At 38.0% G+C, this 26,775-nt stretch carries 28 protein-coding genes; 14 read left to right on the top strand and 14 right to left on the bottom strand.

Translation table 11 applies throughout. From position 1 onward, the window contains the following. Nucleotides 1-73 precede the first annotated feature (73 nt). Entirely contained in the window at nucleotides 74-832 is a 759-nt protein-coding gene (locus tag AMDU4_RS02700) for an MBL fold metallo-hydrolase (protein ID WP_021786449.1), read from the bottom strand. A 155-nt stretch (nucleotides 833-987) separates the two neighbouring features. Here AMDU4_RS02700 and AMDU4_RS02695 point away from each other — a divergent pair, with 155 nt between their 5' ends. Continuing rightward, a complete protein-coding gene (locus AMDU4_RS02695) occupies nucleotides 988-3,261 on the top strand; it encodes a hypothetical protein (RefSeq protein WP_021786448.1) in 2,274 nt (757 codons plus the stop codon). On the opposite strand, the gene AMDU4_RS02690 is transcribed toward AMDU4_RS02695, so the two are convergent. Continuing rightward, nucleotides 3,258-3,740, bottom strand: a complete 483-nt coding sequence (locus tag AMDU4_RS02690; protein WP_021786447.1) for a hemerythrin domain-containing protein — start codon at nucleotides 3,738-3,740, stop codon at nucleotides 3,258-3,260. The two genes, AMDU4_RS02695 and AMDU4_RS02690, sit on opposite strands and share 4 nt — an antisense overlap. 157 nt (nucleotides 3,741-3,897) lie before the next feature. Between AMDU4_RS02690 and AMDU4_RS02685 the strand changes: the two genes are divergently transcribed. Then, the gene (locus AMDU4_RS02685; RefSeq protein WP_021786446.1) at nucleotides 3,898-4,851 is read left to right on the top strand and encodes a Gfo/Idh/MocA family protein; all 954 of its coding nucleotides are present in this window, start codon (nucleotides 3,898-3,900) and stop codon (nucleotides 4,849-4,851) included. Between the two features lie 263 nt (nucleotides 4,852-5,114). On the opposite strand, the gene AMDU4_RS02680 is transcribed toward AMDU4_RS02685, so the two are convergent. Then, nucleotides 5,115-5,816: a purine-nucleoside phosphorylase gene (locus tag AMDU4_RS02680; RefSeq protein WP_290703984.1), complete on the bottom strand. Its 702-nt coding sequence runs from the start codon at nucleotides 5,814-5,816 to the stop codon at nucleotides 5,115-5,117. Nucleotides 5,817-6,044: 228 nt separating this feature from the next. Between AMDU4_RS02680 and AMDU4_RS02675 the strand changes: the two genes are divergently transcribed. Next, nucleotides 6,045-6,446: an XdhC family protein gene (locus AMDU4_RS02675; protein WP_290703982.1), complete on the top strand. Its 402-nt coding sequence runs from the start codon at nucleotides 6,045-6,047 to the stop codon at nucleotides 6,444-6,446. Between the two features lie 2 nt (nucleotides 6,447-6,448). Next, complete coding sequence (locus tag AMDU4_RS02670; RefSeq protein ID WP_021786442.1) at nucleotides 6,449-6,790, top strand: XdhC family protein; 342 nt, start codon at nucleotides 6,449-6,451, stop codon at nucleotides 6,788-6,790. Nucleotide 6,791: 1 nt separating this feature from the next. On the opposite strand, the gene AMDU4_RS02665 is transcribed toward AMDU4_RS02670, so the two are convergent. The 6 genes from AMDU4_RS02665 to pdxS form a co-directional block, all read right to left on the bottom strand. Further along, nucleotides 6,792-7,265, bottom strand: coding sequence for a 6-carboxytetrahydropterin synthase (locus tag AMDU4_RS02665; protein WP_021786441.1), 474 nt, complete (start codon nucleotides 7,263-7,265; stop codon nucleotides 6,792-6,794). A gap of 1 nt (nucleotide 7,266) precedes the next feature. Next, nucleotides 7,267-7,842, bottom strand: coding sequence for a GTP cyclohydrolase I (gene folE, locus AMDU4_RS02660; protein WP_021786440.1), 576 nt, complete (start codon nucleotides 7,840-7,842; stop codon nucleotides 7,267-7,269). Nucleotides 7,843-7,858: 16 nt separating this feature from the next. Further along, nucleotides 7,859-8,428, bottom strand: coding sequence for a radical SAM protein (locus tag AMDU4_RS02655; protein ID WP_342765599.1), 570 nt, complete (start codon nucleotides 8,426-8,428; stop codon nucleotides 7,859-7,861). Nucleotides 8,429-8,510: 82 nt separating this feature from the next. Beyond that, nucleotides 8,511-8,927, bottom strand: a complete 417-nt coding sequence (locus AMDU4_RS02650) for a PPC domain-containing DNA-binding protein (protein ID WP_021786438.1) — start codon at nucleotides 8,925-8,927, stop codon at nucleotides 8,511-8,513. Between the two features lie 293 nt (nucleotides 8,928-9,220). Beyond that, nucleotides 9,221-9,787 carry a pyridoxal 5'-phosphate synthase glutaminase subunit PdxT gene (gene pdxT / locus AMDU4_RS02645; protein ID WP_021786437.1) on the bottom strand — a complete coding sequence of 189 codons (567 nt, stop codon included), beginning with the start codon at nucleotides 9,785-9,787 and terminating at the stop codon, nucleotides 9,221-9,223. A 16-nt stretch (nucleotides 9,788-9,803) separates the two neighbouring features. After that, a complete protein-coding gene (gene pdxS / locus AMDU4_RS02640; protein ID WP_021786436.1) occupies nucleotides 9,804-10,796 on the bottom strand; it encodes a pyridoxal 5'-phosphate synthase lyase subunit PdxS in 993 nt (330 codons plus the stop codon). Nucleotides 10,797-10,908: 112 nt separating this feature from the next. Between pdxS and mdh the strand changes: the two genes are divergently transcribed. The 5 genes from mdh to AMDU4_RS02615 all read left to right on the top strand — a co-directional run bounded on the left by mdh (nucleotide 10,909) and on the right by AMDU4_RS02615 (nucleotide 15,811). Continuing rightward, complete coding sequence (gene mdh, locus AMDU4_RS02635) at nucleotides 10,909-11,877, top strand: malate dehydrogenase (protein ID WP_021786435.1); 969 nt, start codon at nucleotides 10,909-10,911, stop codon at nucleotides 11,875-11,877. A gap of 78 nt (nucleotides 11,878-11,955) precedes the next feature. Then, on the top strand, nucleotides 11,956-13,650 hold the full coding sequence (locus tag AMDU4_RS02630; protein WP_021786434.1) for a succinate dehydrogenase flavoprotein subunit: 1,695 nt from the start codon (nucleotides 11,956-11,958) through the stop codon (nucleotides 13,648-13,650). Then, nucleotides 13,651-14,592 (top strand): succinate dehydrogenase/fumarate reductase iron-sulfur subunit, encoded by a 942-nt coding sequence (locus tag AMDU4_RS02625; RefSeq protein WP_021786433.1) that lies wholly within the window; start codon nucleotides 13,651-13,653, stop codon nucleotides 14,590-14,592. After that, complete coding sequence (locus AMDU4_RS02620) at nucleotides 14,589-15,464, top strand: CoB--CoM heterodisulfide reductase iron-sulfur subunit B family protein (RefSeq protein WP_021786432.1); 876 nt, start codon at nucleotides 14,589-14,591, stop codon at nucleotides 15,462-15,464. Before AMDU4_RS02625 ends, AMDU4_RS02620 begins: the two co-directional genes overlap by 4 nt. Next, complete coding sequence (locus tag AMDU4_RS02615; RefSeq protein ID WP_021786431.1) at nucleotides 15,461-15,811, top strand: hypothetical protein; 351 nt, start codon at nucleotides 15,461-15,463, stop codon at nucleotides 15,809-15,811. Before AMDU4_RS02620 ends, AMDU4_RS02615 begins: the two co-directional genes overlap by 4 nt. A 279-nt stretch (nucleotides 15,812-16,090) precedes the next feature. Here the strand turns inward: AMDU4_RS02615 and AMDU4_RS02610 are convergent, their stop codons facing one another. The 5 genes from AMDU4_RS02610 to sucC form a co-directional block, all read right to left on the bottom strand. After that, nucleotides 16,091-17,035: a 2-oxoacid:ferredoxin oxidoreductase subunit beta gene (locus tag AMDU4_RS02610; RefSeq protein ID WP_021786430.1), complete on the bottom strand. Its 945-nt coding sequence runs from the start codon at nucleotides 17,033-17,035 to the stop codon at nucleotides 16,091-16,093. A gap of 10 nt (nucleotides 17,036-17,045) precedes the next feature. After that, a complete protein-coding gene (locus AMDU4_RS02605; protein WP_021786429.1) occupies nucleotides 17,046-18,944 on the bottom strand; it encodes a 2-oxoacid:ferredoxin oxidoreductase subunit alpha in 1,899 nt (632 codons plus the stop codon). Between the two features lie 124 nt (nucleotides 18,945-19,068). Continuing rightward, nucleotides 19,069-19,353, bottom strand: coding sequence for a hypothetical protein (locus tag AMDU4_RS02600; protein ID WP_021786428.1), 285 nt, complete (start codon nucleotides 19,351-19,353; stop codon nucleotides 19,069-19,071). 47 nt (nucleotides 19,354-19,400) lie between these two features. Next, the gene (gene sucD, locus AMDU4_RS02595; RefSeq protein WP_021786427.1) at nucleotides 19,401-20,255 is read right to left on the bottom strand and encodes a succinate--CoA ligase subunit alpha; all 855 of its coding nucleotides are present in this window, start codon (nucleotides 20,253-20,255) and stop codon (nucleotides 19,401-19,403) included. A gap of 1 nt (nucleotide 20,256) precedes the next feature. Then, nucleotides 20,257-21,357, bottom strand: coding sequence for an ADP-forming succinate--CoA ligase subunit beta (gene sucC / locus AMDU4_RS02590; RefSeq protein WP_021786426.1), 1,101 nt, complete (start codon nucleotides 21,355-21,357; stop codon nucleotides 20,257-20,259). 228 nt (nucleotides 21,358-21,585) lie between these two features. Here sucC and AMDU4_RS02585 point away from each other — a divergent pair, with 228 nt between their 5' ends. From AMDU4_RS02585 to AMDU4_RS02565, 5 genes are all read left to right on the top strand, one after another. After that, entirely contained in the window at nucleotides 21,586-22,422 is an 837-nt protein-coding gene (locus AMDU4_RS02585) for an aldo/keto reductase (protein WP_290703978.1), read from the top strand. Nucleotides 22,423-22,592: 170 nt separating this feature from the next. Then, the gene (locus AMDU4_RS02580; RefSeq protein ID WP_021786424.1) at nucleotides 22,593-22,907 is read left to right on the top strand and encodes a hypothetical protein; all 315 of its coding nucleotides are present in this window, start codon (nucleotides 22,593-22,595) and stop codon (nucleotides 22,905-22,907) included. Between the two features lie 454 nt (nucleotides 22,908-23,361). Then, nucleotides 23,362-24,081 (top strand): 3-oxoacyl-ACP reductase FabG, encoded by a 720-nt coding sequence (gene fabG / locus AMDU4_RS02575; RefSeq protein ID WP_021786423.1) that lies wholly within the window; start codon nucleotides 23,362-23,364, stop codon nucleotides 24,079-24,081. Nucleotides 24,082-24,086: 5 nt separating this feature from the next. Continuing rightward, nucleotides 24,087-25,622, top strand: a complete 1,536-nt coding sequence (locus AMDU4_RS02570; protein ID WP_290704005.1) for a class I adenylate-forming enzyme family protein — start codon at nucleotides 24,087-24,089, stop codon at nucleotides 25,620-25,622. Beyond that, a complete protein-coding gene (locus tag AMDU4_RS02565; RefSeq protein ID WP_021786421.1) occupies nucleotides 25,619-26,770 on the top strand; it encodes a thiolase family protein in 1,152 nt (383 codons plus the stop codon). Before AMDU4_RS02570 ends, AMDU4_RS02565 begins: the two co-directional genes overlap by 4 nt. Nucleotides 26,771-26,775 lie beyond the last annotated feature (5 nt).

Genomic DNA, 26,775 nt, shown 5'->3' with positions numbered 1-26,775 from the left:
AGAAATTATTTACATAAAAATATTCATTGTTTTTTTATTTCAAATGTTAAAATGCAAATTTAAGAATATATACTCACAGTTTTATATCACCTATTGGAAGAATAATATTTTCATGATCCTTTCCCTGTAATAGATACAAAGTTTCATCTGTAAGATGCACAGGTACCAATTTCCTGGCATGGCTTTCTGAGAAACCTTTCATTGCTGATGAGTACGTTGAGTGCCTCCAGAATTCAGCTATTTCGCTTTTCTCGTCAGGATAAGTCATTTCATGGAAAAATATATCAACATCTTCCCCAACAAGGGGAATGTTAGTGTTGTAGGCCGTATCACCAGTATATGCAATAGTATGTCCCTGATACTCTATTCTGTACATATTGTCCGGGATGATATGATTCCCAGTGAATGCTTCAATATAATCATTCTCACTTTTATCTACAAGATTTGTTTTGACTTCGTATACCTCTCCATTATTATGTATTTCCACATAATTAGACCTTATCTGGAATCTATCATTGTCGGGTGTGTTATAAATTTGGAGGATTCTTCCCATATTTTTTCTTATGCCCTTTGGACCCATAATTGTAAGTTCATCTTTTATATTTCTGGAACCTCTGTACCAGAGTATTTCAGCTAATCCACCATAGTGGTCAAGATGCATGTGGCTTATCAGTATTTTATCAATTTTAGCCGGGTCAATTCCAGATTCCAGCATGGATTCTATTGTATGTGGACCACAATCAAGAACAATATGCCTGTCGATTATCATTGATACGTTTCTTTTTCCGGCCTGTATGTGGGAAGACCAGTTACCCAGAAATTTTATTTCCATATTATGCACACCTCATTTCTCTATCTGCAATTTCTGCCATAAGCATTTAGCCTATTCCTTTTATTAATTATTTCCACAATACGTATCATAGGCATATATATTATATATTGAATCTATTGAAAAGAACTTTTTATAATTTAATTTCATTACCATTGATGAGACTCAGGCGAGTTTTACCACTAATAATTATAATGATACTTGCATTTACCTTTGCCAGTCCCTTGCATATCACGGCAGCAGATAAAAACATCACATTACCCTATTACGTTACCGGTGACAGAGAGACCACAGATGTAACCAATCTATCAGATGGAGGCGTCAATATTGCCACTTCAAGTTGCACGCCATCATATTATGTAGAAAATGAATCAGCATTTAACAATACTGAATACACCTTCAACATAACCGGGTACCTTTCCTCTCAGAACAATGGTGGAACTGGAAACAATATAATGTTAATGCAGAATGGAAAAACTCTAATGAGCATATCATACGGAAGATTATACAGTGGTGTGACTACAGTATCTGGTTCTAAAAACTATAAGGGCATATTGAATTTTTCACGGTGTTATGTTCCATATAACCTCCACATGGTATTTTCCAGTGGAATGAAAAACCATGCTTTAATATGGGATGGGAAATCGCCTGCAATACCTGCTACTGTTGCGCTTAAAAATCCATACAGTGTTAATAATATATCGTTCAAGTTCGGGGGCAAATTTTCAAATCAGACCATTGGGCATATAAGTATTACACATTACAGAAAATTTGTATTTTCCAGTACAAAAAGTGTTTACACATTCAGGCATGAGGAATCGTACAGACTTAACCCAGCCCCTGCGGATGAAAATAATACTGTATATACCGACCGTGACCTAAATTCGTTGATTTACGTCTCTTCCAGGGGAGGCATAGAACGATATAATTACTATAACAATACCTATTCATTAATTGCCAGGATTTCACCGGATTTTAATGGAAACCTCTCATCTTTACACTATGGTAACCACTATATTTATTATACATGGAACAGCACGGTTACCAGCATATACAGCATTGATGGAACCAATATGTCCATGCACCATGAAAGCATTGAAAATCACAACATGACATATATGTTATTTTTCAATGGCAGTTACGTTTTTTATAATCTTCATGGAAATATAATGCTTGCAAATGGGAAAATTGTAAATCTGGGCAACCTGAAAATATTGCAGGTCAATACGTCCAGAAATATCAATATCATTGCATTGAACAGTACCGGTATAGAGAACTACACTGTGACCCCCAATGGCATGGTGTCAAATAATGGGTACAATGAAATGAGGGGAAAATACAATGTAACATATTTTTACACGAATAATGGCATATCTTCATATTTCAGGGAAGGCAACATATCAATGGCGATCAATGGGAAACTCTATTACCGTTTCTTTTTTATTGCAAATGGCTTCGGTTCCAGCAATGGCATGCTGTTTAAAGCGGGTAATGGAAGTATGGAAAATTTAGGAATAAAAATGGACGGCTACCTGTCCCATATGAATAATACTGTAATCATGGCAGTTGGCAACAATATTGATTTATACTCAGAATATCCCATTTTGTCACCATATACAGTGACTATAAATTCCATCAGGGAAAAAGTAGAATTCAATAACACTATTCTATTCCTGAATGTAAATTCCAGCTTAAATTACAATATCACTGCCCGGGTACTAAATAAAACATATAGCTCTATTGATAATAATACATTTAATCTCACGTTCACCGGCATTAAAAGTGGAAATTATACCGTAAATTTCATAGTAACAAACAGTGCAGGCTATTCATATATGGAGAATTATACATTTACATACAACAATACAATTAGCAGTCCCCACAAATCTAATGCAGGAATCCAGAGTATCAAAATAATGAACAGTGGTGGTAGCCTTTATGTCGTAATTAAAGGAAACCAGACAAAAAATGCAACCATTGCCTGGTATGTAAACGGCAAGTATTCAAACAGTGGCAAGGTGTTAAATTCCAAGTTAGGAATAGGAATAAATTCAATATCTGTAAAGGTTACAGAAAACGGTAAGGTTTACACGGCTACGCGTAAAATTACCTATTTTGGTAATATACCATATTATGTGGGAATTGCCGGTATTTCCACTGTACTTTTTATCTTTCTGGCTAATATCCTGTATTTTAATAATAAAAATGTGGATGATCTGATCAGGGAATTGAATGGGGAAAATCTGAGGCAGATAATCAAATCCGGAAGGAAAGAGAGAATTGGCAGGAAAACGATAACATCCAGGATAAAAATGCTTTCGATGGCCGGAAAAATCTCAATAGAGCGTGACATGGATAACAACAAGTTTATTATTGCAAGTAAATCCTTTTTGAAAGAAAAAAATACATTCCATGACAGCCATGAAAATTAGAGAAATATATAATTTAACATCTCCAGAGAGACTCCGGTCTCTTTCATGTACATATCTATACCTGCAGATTCAATTATCTCATGTGCCTCCTTCAATGCCCTTTCTGCCGGTTCTTTCCCCATATGTTTCCAGGCAGGAAACACAAGCTTTTCCTCCTGTGAATTATGATATGTAAGTGTCTTGTAAAATAATGGCAACCGATTTGTATATAGTGGATTTTCTTCTTCTTTCCACTTTAGCAGGTTTCCGTAGAATTTGTCCAGAAGTTTATGGTCTGCTATCAATGTGTCTATGGTCTTTCTTGTATTGTAATCTACAACACCAACAAGTGCTGGGAATACGATTTTCTCTTCAACAGCCACATGAATCTTCATAAGAAATAATTGGAAATCCATCATATCATGGGAGTTAAGTAGATCGTTTTCTGCGGTTATTCTAATGCTTGCATGGTCATGCATTAATAATTCTACTGCGTCCATGGATAATCAATTCGGAAACCGTATATTAATATTGATATTGATATTGCCTGAAGCGAAAACTGTGAGGGAAAATCACTTCTATTAAACCATATTTGCCATTAAATTTGATAGTTATGTAAAAGAGAAAAGTAATTAATATTATTCATATTACAATATTATGAAAATATTGGTGGTGGGCGTAAACAACTTCGGGCAGAAACACCTTTCAGGCATAAAAGACATGGAAATCAGCATAGTGGAAAGAAAGAATGATGTGATAAAAAGAACAGGGGAAAAATTTGATATTGAAAACGTTTACAGCAGTTATGAAGATGCCATCAGGGATAATTTTGATATAGTGGATCTGGTGGTTCCACATCACCTGCACAGGAAAATGGCCATAAAGGCAATGAAGGCCGGCAGCAACGTCCTGGTAGAGAAGCCCATAGCAACCAGCATAGAGGATGGAGAAGCTATGATAGAGGCTTCAAAGGATTATAATGTCAAGTTCATGGTAACTGACCAGTATTTTTTTGATCCTTCAGTAAGATCAGCTGTGAAAATGATAAAAGACAATATGATAGGCAGAATAAATGCCATTATAGTCAGAGACCAGAGACTTTTTGAGCATGAAGGCTGGAGAGTCGAACAGGATAAGATGGGCGGTGGAGCCCTGATAGATGGGGGAATCCATTATATAGATACAATGTTGAATTTTGGTGGTGACTATGAAAGCATCCATGGCAAAAGTATGCATGGAGGTTCCATTTTATCTGGAGAGGACACCACAGTAGCATTATTTAACTTCAAAAATGGCAGCAAGGGTTTGTTTTTCTATTCATGGGCATACAGAAACCCACCGGAATTACCGGCATTTGAGATTATAGGTGACAGAGGATCCATATATGAGGATCCAAAGTCAAGGACTTCCTGGGATGTGGGAACTCCAAAAAGGACTGTCTACGGCGACCTTATACTCAACGGGAAAAATGCAAATGTGGAGAAATACGATGTTTACACTGCGGAAATAATGGAATTTGCCCAGAGTGTGAGAAATAATACTGAAGTCCCGTTTCCTCCTCAAATCGCTTTACGGGATTTGAAAGCAGTTCTGGATATATATAGTCTCTAAATTACTATGATATTGGCAGGAAAGCTCGGACATTTAGTAAAAGATGAATTGAGGGTGTATAATATTTCATGAAACTGGCAGTCAGAAGCGAATCCATTGTATAAACCATAAAAAACGACATAGTGGCAAATTCTTCTATGCCGTACTCTGTTTGCTTTGGAGTATTTATAAGATAGACTTGTAGTAATATTGTTAGTCTTTTTGAATTTGTAAAAAATAAATTGTAATAATATAGCATTAAATAACAAAATTTATAAAAATATTTACTGAGAAAGCAGGTTGAGCAGTGTTTCTGATATTTTTTTCTCTTTTTCGTTTATTTTATCAGCTGCCAGAGTTTCTCCGGTAACCAGGTTTCCATATGCCAGATGAACTGAAAGAGCCTGAACTCCCTTTAACTTGGCAATGAAATAAAGTCCAGCACCTTCTAGCTCAACTGCAATATTTCCATCCTTTGCGAGTTTTTCTGCAAATTGTTTATTATGAGTCATCAAAGCGTCGCTGGTAAAGACATTTCCGACAACTTTGTCAATGCCTGTCCTTGAGAGTTTTTCCTCTTCAGCCTTAAGCATTCCGTAATCCGGTGTCAGTGCAATGGAGTAAGAATCACCAAGATACTGCTTGAATACACCACCGAAATTGTAAGAGTACCCTATGGGAAGAATGGCTGTTCCGGGTTTTACATTTTCTGAGACGGAAAATGCCGAACCGAACCTGACTATTTTTTTCGCACCGGCGGAAATCAAGTCATCTACAACAAGTGCCATGGATGGAATTCCGATACCATGGAACACCGTTGTGATTTTTTGTCCATTATATTCTCCTGTATAGGTGTAATACCCTGCATATTCAGAGATTTTTTCCACATTATTGAGGTATGAATTAATGGTTTTCTGCCTTTCCATGTTCCCAAGGATAACTACCTTATCACTTATCTGTCCATTTTCAGCTTTTATGATTGCCATAATAGATAATTGCATTATCAACCTTATAGGTTGTGTAGTTTAATACATTACTACAAAAATTAATATATTGTCCGGATATATACCTATTAATATTGAATTAATTGTTTGATTGTATATTTTTTATGTAATTGTTGATCAAATGCATACATAATGTACATTTATTTACGTAAATCAACTATAAACTCACTATGTAAAAAGAGTTTTAAACAAGTTGGCATTTTAACATTCATGTATGATAATATAATACCTCTGCAACTGGACTTCCAGGAAAAGAAAAATGATTACGCATTGGCCACAGTAATAAAAACTTCCGGTTCATCAATAGCAAAGCCGGGGTTTAAAATTCTGGCGGTAAATGGAAAAATTGTTTACGGAACGCTGGGAAGTCCGTCTCTGGACAATGTTGTATTGAAAGAATCAGAAATTTCAATAAAAAATAAGGAAACAAAATATCTGAAAATTGCCCTGGACAAGGACAACAGAACCTCAGACTATTCCATGAACACCACCTGCGGAGGAATGATAGAGCTTTTCATAGAGCCGTATGTACACCGAAGGAATATTGTAATGCTCGTTGAATCAAATGAAGACAAACTCCTTGGTGCCTGGAAGGGCTTATTCCATATATAGATATGAATCCCCTTGTGATAAATATAAACAGAGATGAGGAAGTAAAAAGGCTACTGTCTGAAAACCACTCAGATGACTACGTTGTTCTGTTAACAAAAACTGAAAATGAAATACGGTTTATATCGCATTTTCTGAAGGAAAAGCCGAGATATCTTTCCATAGTTTCAAGCAAAAACAGATTCAACAAGGATTTGGAGCAGGTTAAGAAGAATGACCCGGAACTTGATACATCACTGATAAAATGCCCTGCTGGCGTTGATATAAATGCTATAACCATAAATGAAATTGCATTAAGCATTGTTGCCGAAATTATAAGGGAGAAAAATCTATCAGACAAACAATAAATTATTTTTCCCAGTACGCTGCCGTGTTTCCTGGACCTTCATGGATTATTACTCTCAATTTGAACTGGTGCATAATGCGGAGTAGCCTGCCGAATATTTCTTTATAACAATATTTTGCTATGAACTCTGCAGTGTCAGTAGGATATGGAAAGACAAAAATATCGTTTTTTGACATTGTCCCCCTGTAATTGTCCTCTACATAGATGTCTATAAAATTCGGGTTACTGTTCTGTCTAATATCAGTTTCTGGTACCATAAACTTATGGTCCATGCCTTCAATCACCGGTTTTATTGATTTTTTGACTATAGTGAAGTCTATTGCCATGCCACTTTTTTCCACCTCTTCTGAATCTATTATAACGTCAATGGAATAATCATGCCCATGGAAATTCTTGCATTTTTCGTTGTCCGGTACGTAATGTCCCGAACTCCATGTTAGTCCCTTAAGTGATCCTATTACCTCAATCCTGTACATATTACTCACCCATCATCTTTAATGCTTCATTTTTAAGTGATTCCAGCTCAGTTCTAACTATGCCGCTGTATTTAACTGATGAGGTAACCATTGTTGCGCTTTCCTGTTTTACACCGCGCATCATCATGCACATATGCTGACCTTTTGCAGTTACCATCACAAAAAGAGGATTCAGGTTATCGTAAAGCAGATCCACTATTTCGGAAGTCATACTTTCCTGAAGCTGAGGTTTACTGGCAATTTTGTTCACAGCCCTAACCAGTTTGCTGACTCCGGCTATGTATCCCGAGGGTTTTGGCAGGTAAGCTACATTTATTGTCCCAAAAAATGGAAGAAGGTGATGCGAGCACATGGAATAAAAAGATATGTTCTTCATGATTACCATGCTTTCATGCCCCGAAACCTTAAATTTTGTGAATGTAAAATTCCTTGTGCCATACCATTCCCTGTAAAAATTTTCAATACGCTTCGGGGTATTTTTTAACTCCTCATCGTTAAACCACCCATACTCATCATGTAGATTGTATACCAGCGTCTTTATGCTTTCCTGCAATGTATTTTCACTATTCTTTTCCATTTATACACCCCTAATATCACCATATATATATTTGTGTTCCTGAAGCATCAATCGGGCATTTGACGGTAGCCCGCGCTATAAATTCATCTGCAAGCCATTTTGGATCTGTACCATAAACGGGCTGAATCACTATCTGTATTTCAGGATCAATCTTCCTAATTTCATCTAATGCAACCGAGAAATCCTTTATATCCTTCACAACGAACTTAATATAATCACCCTTTTCCATATATGAAATGTTCCTGTCATTGAATTTTCTGTACATCCCGGAGGATGGAAGTTTAAAATCTACATCCTTTCTTACATTTGCATAGTTAGGAAGAAAGCGTTTTATATCTATGCTTCCTGATGTTTCCAGCAATATACTGTAAGATTTTGAAAGACTGCTTACAAGATTGCTAACATCCCTTTGCAGCAAAGGTTCTCCCCCGGTAAGGCAAATCCAATTTGCCCTATGTTCGCTGTTAAGTCTTTCTACTGAAGCTGTTATTTCGTCTATAGACATTTCCCTACCTTCATAGAAAGAATATTTTGTGTCGCACCACGAACACCGTAAGTTACAGTATTCTGTACGTATGAATACCATCTTTTCTCCGGTGTAAAGTCCTTCACCCTGTATACTCAGGAATATTTCATTGATGTTCATTCATGACCTTATAATAATTTAATCAATGAATCTCAAGTTCATTCAATGTGGATACGGGATTGTATTTCCTTGTGAACTCTGCATGGTCAAACTTTGTGATTTTGATTTCCATAAGCGGGTCTGCGGTGCCAGAAAAGAAGTGCCCGCCATAAAGCCCATGATCCTTTCTTGCTACCCCAATGTGAATATGGAATCTGTTTTTATCATCGGCAATTGAACCGTGAAATGCCACAAGTTCTGACCTTTCCTCTATGAACAGTTCCTCATATTTATCGAAATTCCAGTATCCGATTTTAAGGTTTTTTACCATTCCTATACCCATATCGATAAAACCTGCTCTGATTTTGTATTTATCAACCAGTATATTTAGACCTGACAATACATCCTCATCTGCATCAAATTTAGATATTATTATATTGTTTTCAATTTTATCCTGCATGGGAGCAAATTCCTTAACCGTATTAATTCTTTGTTATGCCTATCACCCACAGGAACATGGTAGCCGCAAATGACATACCAGGTGCCATGGAAATTATGTCAATCAATAGTGCATGGGCAAGATAAAACTTGAAATTGGAAATTGCATAAATAACTTCTATAACAGTGATGAAACCGATGAGTATATTTGCCTTAATCAGGTTTTAAACCCTCTGTTTCTCCATTATTCCTGTATTTAACAATCCCATATAATTTTAGGTTGGTATAAATGATGAAGATATTAAAAATAATTAACTATATTCCAGAAACAAAAAATTCGTGTATTTTTTTATTGCCGGTCAATTCAGGATGGAAAGTCATAGCTATTATATTCCCTTCCTTCACAAAAACTGGTTTTCCATCAAGTGAGGCAAGCAACTGGGAATTTCCGATGGATTCTATTTCAGGAGCCCTTATAAATACAGCAGCAAATTTTCCAATGCCGGATATGTCTATTTCATCTATGAAGGAGTTTATCTGACGCCCATATGCGTTTCTTTTTATGGATATGTCTATGAGGTTCATGCCTTTGACTCTTGTATCTCCTGTATCCCTGGACACAAGTATGGCCCCGGCGCATGTACCCATAATATGTAACCCATTATGTGCCATTTCTATGATTTTATCATACATACCGAATTTTTTAAGTAGCATATATATGACAGTACTCTCTCCCCCAGGTATGATAAGACCGGATAATCCTTCCAAATCCTGAACATTTTTGACATTTACCGGAACAGCATGGTATTTCTCTGGTAATTTTCTTATCATCTGGAAATGTTCAGATACATCGCCCTGTATATTTAATATCCCTATTTTCATAAACTATCAAAATAATTTATCTGTTCTGCAGTTTTTCTATCTCTGAAATATCGAGTCCATGCATACCCTCAAGCCCGGAGGAAACATCGGCAAGCAATTTATAGTCCTCATAATTTTCTGTTGCATCCACTATTGCCTCTGCCATCCTCTGAGGATTCTGGGATTTGAATATTCCACTTCCAACAAAGACCCCATCCATTCCCATTTTCATCATGAGTGCTGCATCAGCAGGTGTTGCGATTCCACCTGCGGCGAAATTTACCAGGGGCAATCTTTTAATGTGTTTTACTTCCTTTAAAACTTTGAATATCTCATTTGATATCTGCCTGAAATCCATTCCGTAATATACATTATTATATGGCATTTCCTTCTCCGGCCCATATAAATCGGAGGCAGTTAATTTTCTAAGAGTAATATAGCTCTCAGATATTTTTTCTGCAACTTCATAGATTTCATCGGATGTCAGAGAATTAAGTATGTATATTCCATCATTAACAGTCCTTATGTGTCTTACAGCCTCAATTATGTTTCCTGTTCCTGCTTCGCCCTTGGTTCTTATCATGGCTGCCCCCTCGAATATTCTCCTCACAGCCTCCGGGAAGGTTCTGGCACCACATACGACAGGAACTTTATACAGCTTTTTATTTAAATGGTAGAATGGATCTGCAGGTGTTAAGACCTCACTTTCATCCAGCATATCCACACCAAGTGATTCCAGTATAGATGCCTCACTTAAATGGCCTATTCTTACCTTTGCCATTACAGGTATTGATACTGATTCTATTATCTCCTTTACCTTAAGTGGATCTGACATTCTTGCAACGCCACCCTGGGCACGTATATCGGATGGAACTCTCTCCAGTGCCATAACAGATACTGCTCCTGCCTTTTCTGCTATCTTTGCCTGCTCAGCGTTCGTAACGTCCATTACGACTCCGCCCTTGGTCATTTTTGCAAATCCACGTTTCAATAACTCGTCGCCGAATTTCATTTTCTTTAAATCTACCATAATATATCCATATAATAATTATGTATATACATTTTCCCGGTGCATTTATTGAAATAAATGAATACTTTCGGCCTAATACAAAAATATTTAATTTTAATGGTTATACTATGCTATGGACAAAAAGATTTCTATTATCGGCGCAGGAGCAGTTGGTGCAAGTGTGGCTCAAGTTCTGGCCATAAAGGACATTGCGGATATCAATATTTTTGATATAGTTGATGGCGTGGCACAGGGAAAGGCACTGGATATTCAGGAAGGAGCTCCCCATTTCGGCTTTGACTGCAAATTGCAGGGATTCTGCACTCAGGACCCAAAAGAATATGCAAACCTCAAGGGATCAGATGTAATAGTCGTCACTGCCGGACTCGCAAGGAAACCAGGAATGAGCAGGGATGACCTTCTAGTAAAGAATATAGGAATAATGAAGGATGTTGGCGAACAAATAAAGAAATATTCTCCAGAGTCTATAATTGTAGCGGTAACCAACCCAGCAGATATTATGGCCTATGCACTTCAGAAGTCTTCAGGGATAAGCCCTGAGAGAATTATAGGGCTCGGTGGGTCACTGGACAGTTCCAGATTCAGGACTTTCCTTGCAGAGGCCCTTAATGTTTCTGTAAGAGATGTGAATGCCTTTGTAATTGGAGGGCATGGTGATGATATGGTTCCATTTATACACTATTCTAGTGTATCCGGAATACCCATATCGGAACTTCTAAGTGAGGAAAAAATCCAGGAGATCATAAAAAGAACCAGATTTGGTGGTGGTGAAATATTGAATTATTATAAAACAGGAACTGCATTCTATGCGCCATCAATATCGATTTCAGTTATGGTTGAATCGATTATAAGCGATGAACACAGAGTAATTCCATGCGCAGCATACCTTACTGGAAAACATGCAAAGAATTATAAAATTAGCAATGCCTTTATTGGAGTTCCCATAAAAATTGGGAAAAATGGTGTTGAGGAAATATATGACCTGAAATTCGGTGAAGAGGATGCAAAGGAATGGATGAAAAGTGTAGACTCTGTCAACAAGAACAATAAACTTGCTGATGACTATTTCGCATCTCACTGATAATTCAGTAGCAAACAAAAATATTATATTTTATTTCATTATAACAATCCATAAAAAATATATACTGGTGATAATTTCATGGAAAAAAAAGAATATGATGCAGTTATTTTAGGAGGAGGGCTAGCAGGATTGATGGCAGCCAATATAGTTGCAGCTTCAGGTTTTTCTGTGGCTGTGGTTTCTAAGGTTTTTCCAACGCGTTCCCATTCGGCAGCAGCTGAAGGAGGAATAGCGGCCTATGTCGTGGGAAATTCAGATCCAAATGATGACCCTGATTTCATGTCCTACGATGAGGTCAAGGGTGGGGACTATCTGGTCGACCAGGATGCCGCGGAATTACTGTCAAAAAAATCTGGAGAAATAGTAAATCTCCTCGATGCCTGGGGAGCTCCCTTCAACAGGCAACCTGATGGCCGAATAGCATTGAGGTATTTTGGAGGGCAGACATATCCAAGAACAAGATTTATAGCAGATAAAACCGGAATGGCTTTATTGCATACACTGTTTGAACATTCTACAGGATTCAAGAATATAGATTTTTACAATGAATATTATGTTCTTGATATAGTTAAAGAAGGTAACAATGTAAATGGCATGGTTGCTATGGAGATGAAAACACTTGATCCCATATACCTGAAATCAAGAGCGCTTCTTATAGCATCCGGCGGAATAGGAATGATGTACAAACATACAACAAACAGCTATATCAACACTGGAGATGGCCATGGAATAGCATTGAGATCCGGAGTTGCTCTAAAAGATCCTGAATTTGTACAGTTCCATCCAACAGGGTTGTATCCATCCGATATATTGATAAGTGAAGCTGCAAGGGCTGAAGGTGCCATACTTAAAAACAACAAAGGCGAGCGTTTTATGGCACGTTATGCACCGCACAAATTTGATCTTGCTCCAAGGGATATTGTTTCGAGGTCAATGGCAATTGAAATTAGGGAAGGAAGAGGATTTGAAGGTGGATACCTTGGTCTTGATCTCAGGCATTTAGGCAAGAAATACATACTGGAAAGACTGGCTCTGGCTTATGACGCTGCAAAAAATTTCTCCGGTGTAGACGCTTCAGAGGAAATGATACCTGTACGGCCAGCCCAACATTACTTTATGGGAGGAATCGACGTTGATATCACTGGAACTAACCATGACCTGAATGGAATATTCGCAGCTGGAGAAGCCGCCTGTGTTTCTGTACACGGCGCAAACAGGCTTGGATCCAATTCACTTTTAGAAACTGTGGTATATGGAAGAGAAACGGGCAATGCCATGGTAGAATTCCTTAAATCCCATAAAAATGTCGAATCAAATAGCAATGTGGAACCAATAATTGATAATGCCTATGCATACATAAAAAGGGAAAGCGGAGAACACTTCGGCATTCTAACTGAGGAACTCAGAGATATAATGTGGGATAATGTCGGGATCTTTAGAGACAACGACAAGCTTGCAGAGGCAATATCAAAAATAAAGGATCTCAGAGTACGGTCTAGATCAATGTATGTATCAGATAAAACTACAAATTATAACACTGAACTGTTTAATGCTCTGGAAACAAGAAATATGATCGATGTAGCATATGCCATGGCTACCGCTGCATTGAATAGAACGGAAACGAGGGGTGCCCATTTCAGGGATGATTTCCCGGAGAGGGACGACAAGAACTGGATGAAGCACACTGTAACCTACCTTGCCGGGGACGAGATAAAAATCTCCTACAAGCCAGTTATATATACAAGGTGGAAACCTGAAGCGAGGGTGTATTAAATGGAAGAAAAAGAAATTACCGTGAATATAAAGAAATATAACGAGAAAGACGGTGCATTCTGGAAGTCCTACAAACTGAGTGTGGATAAATATACACAGATGACAGAGGTGCTGAGAAGGATAAAATCCGAACAGGACCCTTCCCTGGCATACCGTGCTTCCTGCCATATGGCTGTATGCGGGAGCTGTTCAATGAAAATTAACGGCGTACCTTCACTTGCCTGCAGAACAATGGCATTGCAGTCAGCAGATGAGAAGAATGAACTCAACGTTGAAAGCATGGATTATTATCCCGGTGTCAGAGACCTCATAACCGATATAGATGTATTTTACGATAAAATTTACCAGGTAATGCCCAGGCTTATTCCAGATGATTCCATAGTATCTGGTGAAGGTGAACAGAGAATGACTCCTGAAGACCAGACAGAGGTATGGAAATTCCAGGAATGCATTTACTGTGGACTCTGTGTTTCAGCATGTCCTTCGGTTAAAGAGGATGAAAAATTTCTGGGTCCTGCAGCCCATGCAAAGGGATTCAGGTTTGTTGATGATGACAGGGATACGAAAAAGCAAGAACGCCTTGACCTCCTAATGGACAGTGCATTCAGGTGTACTTCCTGCTATATGTGTTATGAAGTATGCCCACAGGATGTCCAGCCGGTTATAGCCATTAAGAAAACTAGAAATTATCTGGATGATTACAAGGGAGATACTCCTGTAACAGTTATGGCAAGAAAACATGATGATGCAGTAGAAGATCTTATTGAAACTACAGGAAAAATCAAAGAATCGTCACTTTATCTTAAAACCTTTGGCTTCGGTGAGGCCATGAAGGATGCAGTGAATATGTTTAAATCGGGCAAATTTAAATATGCATTTGAAAAGGATAGCAATGTTAAAAATATGGAAGAAATAAAAAAATTGATGGGTGAAAAAAAATGAAAGTAGCATATTATCCGGGATGCGCTTCCCACGGAATAGCAAAAGATGTGGATATTGCAACACAGCTGATAGCAAAGGATCTTGACCTCGAACTTATGGAAGTAGATGACTGGAACTGCTGTGGTGGAGGAATCATGGATGATAAAAGTGAGCCAGTGCATACTTCGCTGAATCTCAGAAATTTAGAAAAAGTAGAGAAGATGGGTTATGATAAAATGGCAACGCCATGCAGTGTCTGCCTGCACTCTCACAAAATGGCAGTAGATAAATATGAGAATGATCCAGTACTTAAAGAGGATGTAGACCAGAGATTGCAGAGTGCGAATATGGAGGAATATGACAATGGCGTTGAGTCTGAGCATTTTATATGGGTTCTTATACGGGACGTGGGCATTGAAAATATCAAAAAACATGTAAAAAGACCACTCAAGGATATAAAGGTGGGCACATATTATGGATGCCAGCTTCTAAGGCCTTCGAATGTCATGGGTTTCGAATCTGCTTTTAACCCCCATAGTGTAATGGATCTTGTTGCTGCAACCGGTGCAACACCTATTGCTTTCCCAATGAAATCTGCATGCTGTGGATTCCCATTAATGGGATCTAATCCTACCGTTGCCCTGAAAATGGCCAATAATATATTAAGTAGTGCGAAAGACAATGGATCAGAAATGCTTGTTCATCCATGCTCACTCTGCCATCTCCAGCTAGATGTAACCCAGACAAAGATACAGAAACAGTTTAAGCAGGACTGGAATCTTCCTGCCCTTTACATAACCCAGCTTATAGGGCTTTCATTTGGCTATTCTCCCAAGGAGCTTGGGCTTGCCAAAATGTCTACAGAATATCTGAAAGCGAGGGGTATATCATGAATTATAAGGATCTTTTAAAGGGAATGGAGATAACTGGAGAAGCCGAGGTACCTCCAAGGCCCGGGGCAACCCCATTTGCCACAGAAATTTCTTACAAAAATAAAGATCTATTCTATGGAAAGCTTCATATTAGAAAATTAAACAATGCCATGTATCTTTCTGTAATATCAAAAATACCTTTTAACTGGAAGCAGCTTGTGGGGGATATGAAATTCTCGGGTACCGTTGTAGATTCTGCAGGTGGGCTTCTATGGTTAAAGGAAAATGAAAATACTGTAGATAAGGATCTTGCTTACCTTGAACAATATCTTACCGCCATGCAAAAGAAAAACAACAAAAGCAAATAGTAAATTTATCTCTAATTTTTTACATATATGATAATGATGTATAAATCAATTATACCCTGTAAAAATCTGTGAAGTTCCACCCGTTTCACATGAAATCGTTGTAATGTATAATGGTAATTAAATTGGAGTTAATGTACAGACCCATGAAGAATTATCCTCTATAATGGAATTTAAAAAATGGATATTTTGTGAAAAAATAAAGGGTTCTGGTTGCCGGGAAAAATTCTAAAATTTATTTCACAGTAATATATTAATTTAAAAAATAAATAAAAGAATATTTTATTCAATATCCTTTTCTGAGAACGTTTTTATTGGGTCTACAATTGTATATCCATCCTTGTCGGATACATCCTGCAAGGCAGGAGGGTACTTCAGGTAGTCTGGAACTATTCCAGAAAGTCTCTTTGTGTAACTGGGTATGGTATTGTTTTCATAGAATATTCCTATTGGTATGTGATCTCCCCATTCTAAGGATTTTCTGTATCCCTTATCGAATTTTGCTTCATCCTCTTCCTGAGTGTTAACAACCGGATTCCAGTCCTTATTATCCTCCAGTTTGTACACACGTTGCCTGTACCAATCGAGGGTATTTACATCGTTGTATGTAGGGCATGGTTGAAGAACCTCTATTACTGCAGAGCCCTGGTGTTTTATTGCTCTCTGTATCATTTCTGAAAGTTGCTTAATTTCGGATGAGAATCCTCTGGCAACAAATGAGTAACCCGCCGCCATAGCCAGTGTTATGGGATTTATTTTACCCATTATGTTTGGACGCGGAAGGCTTTTAGTTTTTTCTCCAAGAGGAAGGGTGGGTGCTGCCTGCCCCTTTGTAAGACCATAGACTGAATTATTGTATAATATTATGTTAATTCCAGAGTTCCTTCTTCCCTCTCCAACGAAATGCCCGGCTCCAATGCTTAGCATGTCTCCATCACCACCCATCACAAGAACGTTTAGATTGGGGTTTGCAAGTTTTACTCCCACCGCATAGGGTATAGCCCTTCCGTGGAGTGTATGTATTCCGGCTATGTTAAGATAGTGCGGAGTCTTTCCTGAACATCCTATTCCTGATACAGCAACCACATTTTCTGGATCCATCTTCATGGCTGATAATGCCTGTGTTACGGCACTTACTATTCCAAAATCTCCGCAACCCGGGCACCAGTCTATTGTTAAATTGTTCCTGAAATTGTAATTGCTCTTGTCTGTTACGCTTTTTTGCATTTTTATCACCTTATGACCCCTCCTGGAGTACTTCCAGGGCGGGTTTCTTTTCCATTATATTCCTGGTTGACCTGAGGACCTCATCAAGGGTCATATGCCTTCCATTATATTTCAATATGAAATTCTCTATTTTTATGCCTGTGTTCATTCTTATTACCTTAGCTGCCTGTGCAGTCATGTTGCTCTCAACATCTATTATCAGATGAGAATTTTTCAGGACTTTTTCCACATATTCCGATGGGAAAGGCTCAAACATCCTGAGATAAAGCAGATTTGCCGATATTCCATCTTTCTTTAGCTCATCAATGGTATCAAGTAAGAGGCTTTTCTGGCTTCCCCATGTAACATATGTTATATCTGCATTTTCAGAACCATAGAGGACTACCTTATCTTCTAAGGGAATCTCATTGTCTGCTGTAACCAGTTTCTGCATTCTCTTCTCCATCATCCTGTCTCTCATCGCTGTGTCTTCGGTAACATGGCCAAGTTCATTATGTTCATCACCTGTCATCCAGAATATATCTTTTCCGAACACACCGTATGGGGATATTCCATCCTTGGTATTTAGTGAGTATCTCTTAAAGTTCTCATGATTCGTGTTTTCATTATATTTTATAATCTTTACCTTTTTGATATCTATTCCCGGAACCATATCCATTGTGTTGGCCAGGGTTTTGTCTATGAGGTGGATTACCGGCATCTGATATCTCTGTGCATAATTCAATGATTTCATACCGTCATATATGCACTCTTCCATATCTCCTGAGGACATAACTATCTTAGGGAATTCACCATGACCTGTGTTGAGTGCGAACATCAGATCTGCCTGCCCGTTCCTTGTGGGCAATCCTGTTGATGGGCCTCCTCTCTGGTAGAATGTTATTACCACCGGTATTTCAGTCATTCCTGCATAGCCTATTCCCTCTGCCATAAGTGAGAATCCTGGACCGGATGTTGCAGTAGCACTTCTGGTTCCTGTAAGAGCTGCACCGTTTGCCATGTTTATTGCAGAAAGTTCATCCTCACACTGTACTACCACAAGCCCTGCTTTCTTCAGATCTTTTCCGGCAGATTCCAGGAACTTCATTTCTTCATGGCTTTCCAGTAGTGTGCTTTCATCACTTGCTGGCGTTATTGGATAATAGGTCTGAAACCTAAGACCGCCCATTAATTTGCCAATGGCTGTTGCGTCATTGCCTGTCAGAAGCATTCTTGCGGTTGCCGGATATGTTGGCAATGTTTCCGTTTTTATTGAAGAACCTGCAACGTAATCGTATGCTGCTTTTATTACCTGAATATTTGATTCTATTACAGCTGGCTTTTTCTTGAAGGCAAACTTTATACCCTCATCTGCATGGTCCTCATCCAGACCAAGCAATGCCAGAGTGACCCCCGCCCCGAGTGTGTTATAATAACGGTTTGCCGGTCCATTGTGCACATTTTCGTTGATCAGTTTGTCAAAAGGTATAGCTATTACATCTATTCCCGTTTTCTTGAAGTATTCAAGAACTCCCGGAATGTCTAGGGTAAGATTCATTGATAAAAGTTCATCCTCTATTCTTCCGCTTGTATCAGATGTGATCATTCTAGCATTTTTAAGGCTAAATCCGTTAAAAGCTGAATCATAAACAACCTTTGCTCCCTTGGACACATCGAACATATGCTCGAATAGTGTATCTGGGTCTAAAGCTACCATTATATCCACTGGATATTTCAGTGATTTAGGCCGCTCGTGCATTATTCTAAAATGTATGTAGCTATGTCTTCCTTTAATATTGGAATGGAATTCCCTTATTCCGTAAATATTATAGCCGGCCAATGAAAATGCCATACTAATCATATTTGCAGCACTATCTATTCCTCCGCCTTGTGGACCTCCCACAAGAAGATTGATATCAGTTTCCTGCATTCTTATCGTTATGATAAGCCTAATTTAATTTAAAAACTTTACCATCGGATTATAAGTATAAGATTTTAAATAGTTCATTTTTTTAGTACAAAAATATTATTTTAATGGATAAAAATTGAATATTTTATATGTATTTTAACCATTCCATGACAGGATCATCATCTATAATGTTTATTTCCGTCTTCCCAAATGCTGATGTTGTTACAAACTTGGTAAAGTATGCAATGTCATTATCGATATACCCATACATAACATGTTCTACAGATTCACCATCTGGAAAATGAGCCTCTGCTTCAGGTGCATTGGGAATAAAATGAAGATCAAAATTAGTTCCTTCTGTATAAAGTTTATACGATGAATTTACCAGTACATAATTCTTTAGTTTTTCAAAGTTAATATTAGGTTTCATAAAACGAAATTAAAGCAAAATATATAAATATAACATTTTTAATGCTATTATTTTTGAAGAAGTGATGGTATATCATCAGGATAGTTAGCAACCTTAATGCCTGCCTCCTTGAATGCCTTTATCTTTGATTCTGCTGTTCCGGTCCCCTTTTCAATAATAGCACCTGCATGTCCCATTCTTTTCCCGGGGGGAGCGCTTATACCTGTTATGTATCCTGTAACCGGTTTCTTAACATATTTTTTGATGTATTCAGCAGCCTTCTCCTCTTCACCTCCTCCAATTTCACCCACAAGGACAATCTGCTTTGTTTCTGGATCATCGTTAAATATTTTTATTATGTCAGAGAATGTTGTTCCAATTATTGGGTCTCCGCCTAGCCCTATGACTGTACTTTCACCAAATCCTGCATCCGTGACTGCCTTTACTATTTCATAGGTAAGCGTTCCACTTCTGGACGCTATAGCCACATTCCCTTTGCGGAATATGTTATTTGGCATGATTCCTATCTTTGCCTGTCCTGCTACTGTTATCCCCGGACTGTTTGGCCCTATCATGAATACTCCCTTTCTCCTTGCTTCATGGTATAACTCCATTGTATCATGTACCGGCACATGTTCAGTGAGTATGTATATTAATTTTATGCCATTTTCTATTGCCTCCAGTGCTGCATCCTTCACAAAGGGAGCGGGTACCGAAATCATTGAAGCTTCAGGTTCAAGTTTTAATGTGTCTGCAACATTGTTGTAGATATCCACGCCATTCACCTTTGTTCCTGCCTTTCCAGGAGAAACTCCAGCCACAACATTGGTTCCGAATTTTATCATTTCGCCTGAATGGAATGCACCCTGATGACCAGTCATGCCCTGGACTATTACCCTTGTTTCCTTATTTATTATAACCATTTTATTCAACCCCCTGTATTCTTGACAGTTCCTTAACTGCGTCTGTCATATTGGTGAATGCTTTTATGCCGCTTTCTAAAAGTATTTTCTGTCCCTCATCTTCGTGAACGCCACTGAGCCTCACAACAATTTGCTGCTTTATATCAAATTTCTCCTTTGATGAAACAATCCCGTTTGCCACTGTATCTGCCTTTGTCACACCACCAAATATATTTACAAATATAAGTTTGGGCCTTGCTCTCATAACAAATGAGAAAGCATCTTCCACTATCTCAATATTATCAGTTCCACCAAGATCCAGGAAATTTCTGGGTTTCAATTTATGCAGAGTCAATGAATCCATTGTAGCCATGGTTAATCCAGCACCATTTGCTATAACCCCTATGTCCCCATCCATTTCTATAAATGTAAAGCTCTTGGATGCAGCCTCGTTTTCCAGTGGCGTTTTGTCTGGATCTGTTATCATATAATCCTTGTGCCTGTATAACGCGTTATCATCTATTATGACCTTGGAATCCCCTGCAATTATATTATTATCTGCATCTATCACGAGAGGATTTATCTCAGTAAGCAAAGCATCTTCTTCCACAAAGGCTTTGTAAAGGGATGAAAGAAGGTTGCTGAACTGCTTCTTGTTCTCTATGGGAAGATGGGAAAGTGCCTCCCTGGCTATATAGTCAGAATAACCCACCATGGGGTCTACGTGAATTTTGTGAATATTCTCTTCTGGAACGCTTTCAATTTCCATGCCACCATCTGCCGACAGTATTATTACAGGCTGTTTTGTTGCACGGTCAAGTGTAATGCTCAGGTACAGCTCCTTTTTAATATTTAACATCCTTTCTATAAGCAATTTCTTTACTGTAAGATTGTTTATAGTGGAATTGAGTAATTGATCTGCATACGCTGACAGCTCTTTGCCATTCTTTGCAAATTTAATTCCACCTGCCTTACCCCTTTTTCCAGAAAGAATCTGTGATTTAATAGCAACCGGATATTCAAATTTTCTAAGTTCGCCAACATTTTCTATTACATATCCATCGGGTACCGGTATTCCATATTTCCTGAATATTTCCTTACCCATATATTCATAAAGATTCATTGCAATCCATAATATATTAATAAAGCATATTTAATATTATTTTTTAGGGAATAAGTTTTCTGCTCAAAGTTTTCCGCTTGTCAGATATTTTCTCCCTATTGTATATATGTGACATCCTCCCCAAGCTAACGCATGGGGCTTCCCGCTTATATGTTAAATCCCATTAAAAGAGGTTGTAACATATTTCTTCAATAATATATTTAAATGGTGATTGACATTATGAATTTAATGATGTACAGAGAGTTCGGCAATAGTTCATTCAAAACTTCGGCTATAGGCATGGGGACTTACTACGATGTGAGATGGATATTCAAGACCTATTTGGGCGTATACTCAGGCAAAGAACAGAAGGTTGATGCTATCAAATCAGGAATTGACAATGGAATTAACCTTATAGATACTGCAGAGCTGTACAGGTCAGAAAAAATAATTGGTTCTGTGATAAAACAGTACAAAAGGGATGGACTATTCCTGGCAACGAAGGTTTTTCCAACACATCTATCACCAAAATCGGTGGAAAAGGCTCTTGACCGTAGCCTGAAAAATCTTGATACCAATTATGTTGATTTGTATCAGATTCATTTTCCAAATCCCACAATAGACCTCAAAAAAACACTTAGGACCATGGAGAAGATGATAGACGTGGGAAAAATGAAATACATAGGCCTGAGCAATTTTAATTTGAACCTCATAAAACGTGCACAGAACGCACTGTCAAAATATGAAATTACGTCTGTGCAGATAAACTATAATATTTTTCACAGGAAAAACCAGAGAGGCATTATAGATTATTGTGAAAAAAATCACATAGCTGTAATGGCATATTTTCCACTGGGACATGGAAAGGCCACTCAGCCACAATATAACAAATATTTTGACCATATCAGAAAAACAGTAGGTGATGTGCCGAATGCCAATATAGCTTTGGCCTATCTTGTAAGCAAACATCAGAATACGTTTCCCATACCAAGGGCATCTAACAGGGAACATGTTATGCAGAATGTAAAATTTTCGGATTTGCTACTTAAGGATGAGGAGATGAAATACCTGGAAAATAGACTTTAATATTACATTTAGATGTGTCGATTATACACAGTTAAAAAAGAGCTGTTTTTAATAGGACTTCCCGCTCAAAATACTTGGTCTTTGAACATTTATAATGCGTGTAATTTATAGAGGGCATCTGCATTTAAAATAAATATAAATAACATGTCCTGATTATGAATTAGACTGAAATGATAATAGCTTTAGTATCATTTAGCGAGGGAAAGCTTGAAGAGTCTGACAGACAGTCAAGCATGGATATGGAAGATATAAAGAAAACGCTTGCCTATGCATTTCTATATGATTTTACTGTTAATGTTTTGACAGATAATGGGGAGTATAAATTCCTATCTGTGTCTTCAATAAAGTATAATGACAGGGGTAATCTGTTTTTTTCTGGAAATTATTATTACAATAATTTGAAAATGAAAAAGAATTTTTCATGGAGAGAGATCAGACATATTGATATAAACATAGAAAAAGACCCTGAAAAATCAACCTATTGAATATATAACTGGCATTCAACAGGATCTCAATAAAACCACTGAGTTTGATATGGCGATGAGTTTCTGGAAATAATATTTAAACACTGCTCTTATATAATGAATAAGAGGAATAATAGAAGTACTTAAATAAGGCTTCTACTCCTATAGAAAAGTACCAGTGGAGCACAGAGAATTTAAACCTGATGGAGATAACACCTCCACGCTCAAAGGATTTAATATAAGTTCATAGGTAAGTGCAAGTTCTGTCTGTGAAACATGAAACTCTATGCCCTGGGATGAGGTGGCTGACATGTAAATAGGAAAATTAATATTACCTGTAATTATTCTTTTTATATGGCAAACAAAAAGTTTGAAATAATAAATTTCTTTTACAAATTATCAGTTGCACACAAGTCTGTTGAAAATAGAAATGTTATATTATATTGCTATTTAATGTAATAATAGAGGTAATATATTGACAAAGAAAATTATTGTAACCGGGTCTAACAGGGGGATAGGACATTCAATAGCAGAGAGGTTGGCATCAGAGAAATATGGAATAATTATGGTCGATTATGACAATAAAGTAATAAATTCGGCCAAAACACTGAACTCAGAATATGGAAATGCTGAGGGTATCCAGTGCGATGTTTCCAGCTATGAAGCCTGTGAAAATGCCTTTTCAGGTATAGATAAAAGGGAAATATATGGTATAGTTAACAATGCAGGAATAAACAGGGATGTACTGTTCAGAAATATGACTTATGAACAGTGGGATGCCGTGATCAAAACAGATCTTTACAGTATGTTTAATGTCACCAGGCAGTTTACTGACTCTATGATAGAAAATAAATTTGGCAGAATAGTGAATATTTCATCTGCAAGCTGGAATGGTAATGTGGGGCAGGCCAATTATTCATCTGCAAAGGCCGGTGTCATAGGATTCACAAAAACACTTGCCAGAGAACTTGGAAAATATGGCATCACGTGCAATGCTGTTGTGCCTGGATTCATAAAGACTCCCATGACTGACCAGATGCCAGAAAAAATCAGGGAGAAATTTATTGAAAAAATACCAATTAAGCGTATTGGCACTGCAGAGGATGTTGCAAATGCGGTTTCATTCCTTATGAAGCCAGACAGTGATTACATTAGTGGAATACTACTTGAGGTCGGGGGTGGAATGATACTTTGAAGTCCATGATAGAAGTTCTTAAGGGTTCCAGAATGGATAATCCATTTATTGTATATTTTAACAATGTTATGACATTTAGAGAGTTTGATGAATATTCAAATGCAGTGGCCGCGCAGATTTCCATGTACTGTGATCCTGGCGATACTGTTGCAATCATAACAGAAAATATACCGCAGTTTCCTATTGTTCAATATGCTACCTGGAAAAATTCCTGTATCTTCGTGCCACTTAGCCCACTGGATTCTGAACCTGAAATCATGGGAAAAATAAAATTCATAAATGCACGGATACTGGTAATCAGTGGGGAATTCAGTGATAAATTTGCCGGACTTTCAAATATACAGAATCTCCATATTTTCTACACAGATCCAGAAACATTTGGAAAACTCCCAGAAAACATGGCTGCACAATTCCTTTCAGGAAGAATAAATGAAGAATTAAATCTCTGGCCAAAAAAACAGTTCAATGACTTCAATGTCCAGGCAGAAAGCACGGCAATGTTTGTTTTTACATCAGGAACTTCCGGCAGGCAGAAAGCAGCGGAAATAACCCATGGGAATATATATGCCGCATCTTACATTTACCGTGAGTGGTTTTCAGTAAATCCAGATGACAGAAACCTCTGCATAGCCCCATTTTTTCACATAACCGGACTTATATTCGGCATATCACTTACCATGCTGGCCGGGGCATCAATGGCTCTCACATACAGGTTCAATCCAGAAATTACGTTGGAAACTGTTGAATCCTCTAAAACCACTATTACAATGTTTGTTGCAACAGCATACCGTGCCATGCTGAATTTATGGTCAGGCCTACCCAATATTGATAAAAGGCTCTCATCAATGAGGATCTGGTCAGCAGGGGGAATGCCCATGCCCGTGAAAACAGAAATAGACTGGAAAACCATGACAGGAAAATGGATATACATGGCATATGGCCTTACAGAAAGTACCTCGCCTGTAACTCTCTGGGAATACCCATACAATGGTACACTTTTAACATACAATGGTACACTAACTGCCGGGAAACCTGCGTATTATACGCGAATCGTCAGGGGAAGGGATGGTGAATTAATTGTATCAGGGCCACAGATTGTTAGAAAATATTACAGAAATCAAGAGGACACAAAGAAGAGTTTTGGGAAATACGGCCTGAAAACTGGAGATATATGCTATGTTGACCAAGATAGCTATGTATATATCATTGACAGGAAGAAGGATCTCATTGATGTGTCAGGATATAAAGTCGTCCCTGCGGAAGTTGAAAATACCATAAGAACCGTAAAATCCGTTGAAGATGTTGTAGTAGTAGGAGAAAAGGATGAATATAGGGGGGAAGTTCCAGTAGCATATGTGAAACTCTCTAGAGATGAGGGCAACTATGAAGAGATCAGAGGAAATATAAAAGATACATGTAGAAAAGAACTAGCCAGATATAAGGTACCTGTTCGTATTGTTTTTGTAAGGAATATGCCATTAAATGCATCAGGAAAGATTAAAAGGTCGGAAATTCAGTCTGTGGAGGTGGTTTATCAGTGATAAGGGGATTTTCAGAAGCCATATATAAAAATTACGAAGGTTCGGCATATGAGATAATGAATGAAGCATTCAATAAAGCTCTTTATATGGCTGGATTAGAAAGGAAGGATATTGATGGGTTCATGACAACATTTCTTCCTGGGGTATTCGATGGGAATATATACATGCATTTTTTCCCTGACCAGATATGCAATTATCTGGGAATAAAGCCAAGGTACATAGATTCACTGGAATATGGAGGTCCATCAGTGCTATCTGCATTCTGGAGGGCAGAAAACATTGTAAAAGCAGGCATGGCAGAGAATATCCTCCTCCTATTTGGGGGAAAGGGATCGGAAGTTAGGAAGAAAAAACAGACAGTGGATTCTATGGAAAACATCTATCCTGAGGTAGTAAACACTCCTTATAAGCCCCTGCTGTCGGGCTATAACAATATGAATCCTGTATCAGATTATGCCTTGCTTGCACAGCGGCATAAGAAAGTATATGGTTCAACAGATGAACAGAGAGCCATGCTCATAGTAAAGCAGAGGGAAAACGCAAACAGATCTGGATATTCCATGTTTTCAGGATCTATCAAAGTTGAGGATGTATTAATTTCACCCATAGTGTCATCACCACTGCATCTCCTGGAAATTGTTTATCCGGTGGACGGATTTCACGCCTTTATTGTATCAAAAAATTCAGGGAAATTAAGGGAAATCAGAATACTCAAATATGGTGAGGCGCACCAGTCAGCACTGCCACCAGAAATGATGGACATAACGGTGACACCGGCTGCAGAAAGTTCATCGGCTTTCAGGAATGATATCAAAAAGTGTGATTTCTATGAACTTTACGACTCATTCAGTATCACTGTAATGATTCAGCTAGAAAATACAGGCTTAGTTCCACCTGGCACATCCGGATCGTTTCTGGAAAAAAATTCTATTTCAGTTGACGGCGATTTTCCCCTGAACACAGGAGGAGGAAGCCTGAACCGTGGACAACCTGCGTATATGAGCGGAAGCGTGATACTTTATGAAACTCTGCTTCAGATGAATGAAATGGCAGGGAAAAATCAGGTCAAAAATCCTGGAAAAGCATTCATAAACGGCATGGGAGGATGGTCAAGAAACCATTCTGTATCCATGATTCTGGGTGATTAAGTTAA

Source organism: Ferroplasma sp. Type II, assembly GCF_000496155.1.
The sequence above is the reverse complement of the archived record's forward strand: the minus strand, read 5'-3'. Positions and strand labels throughout refer to the sequence as shown.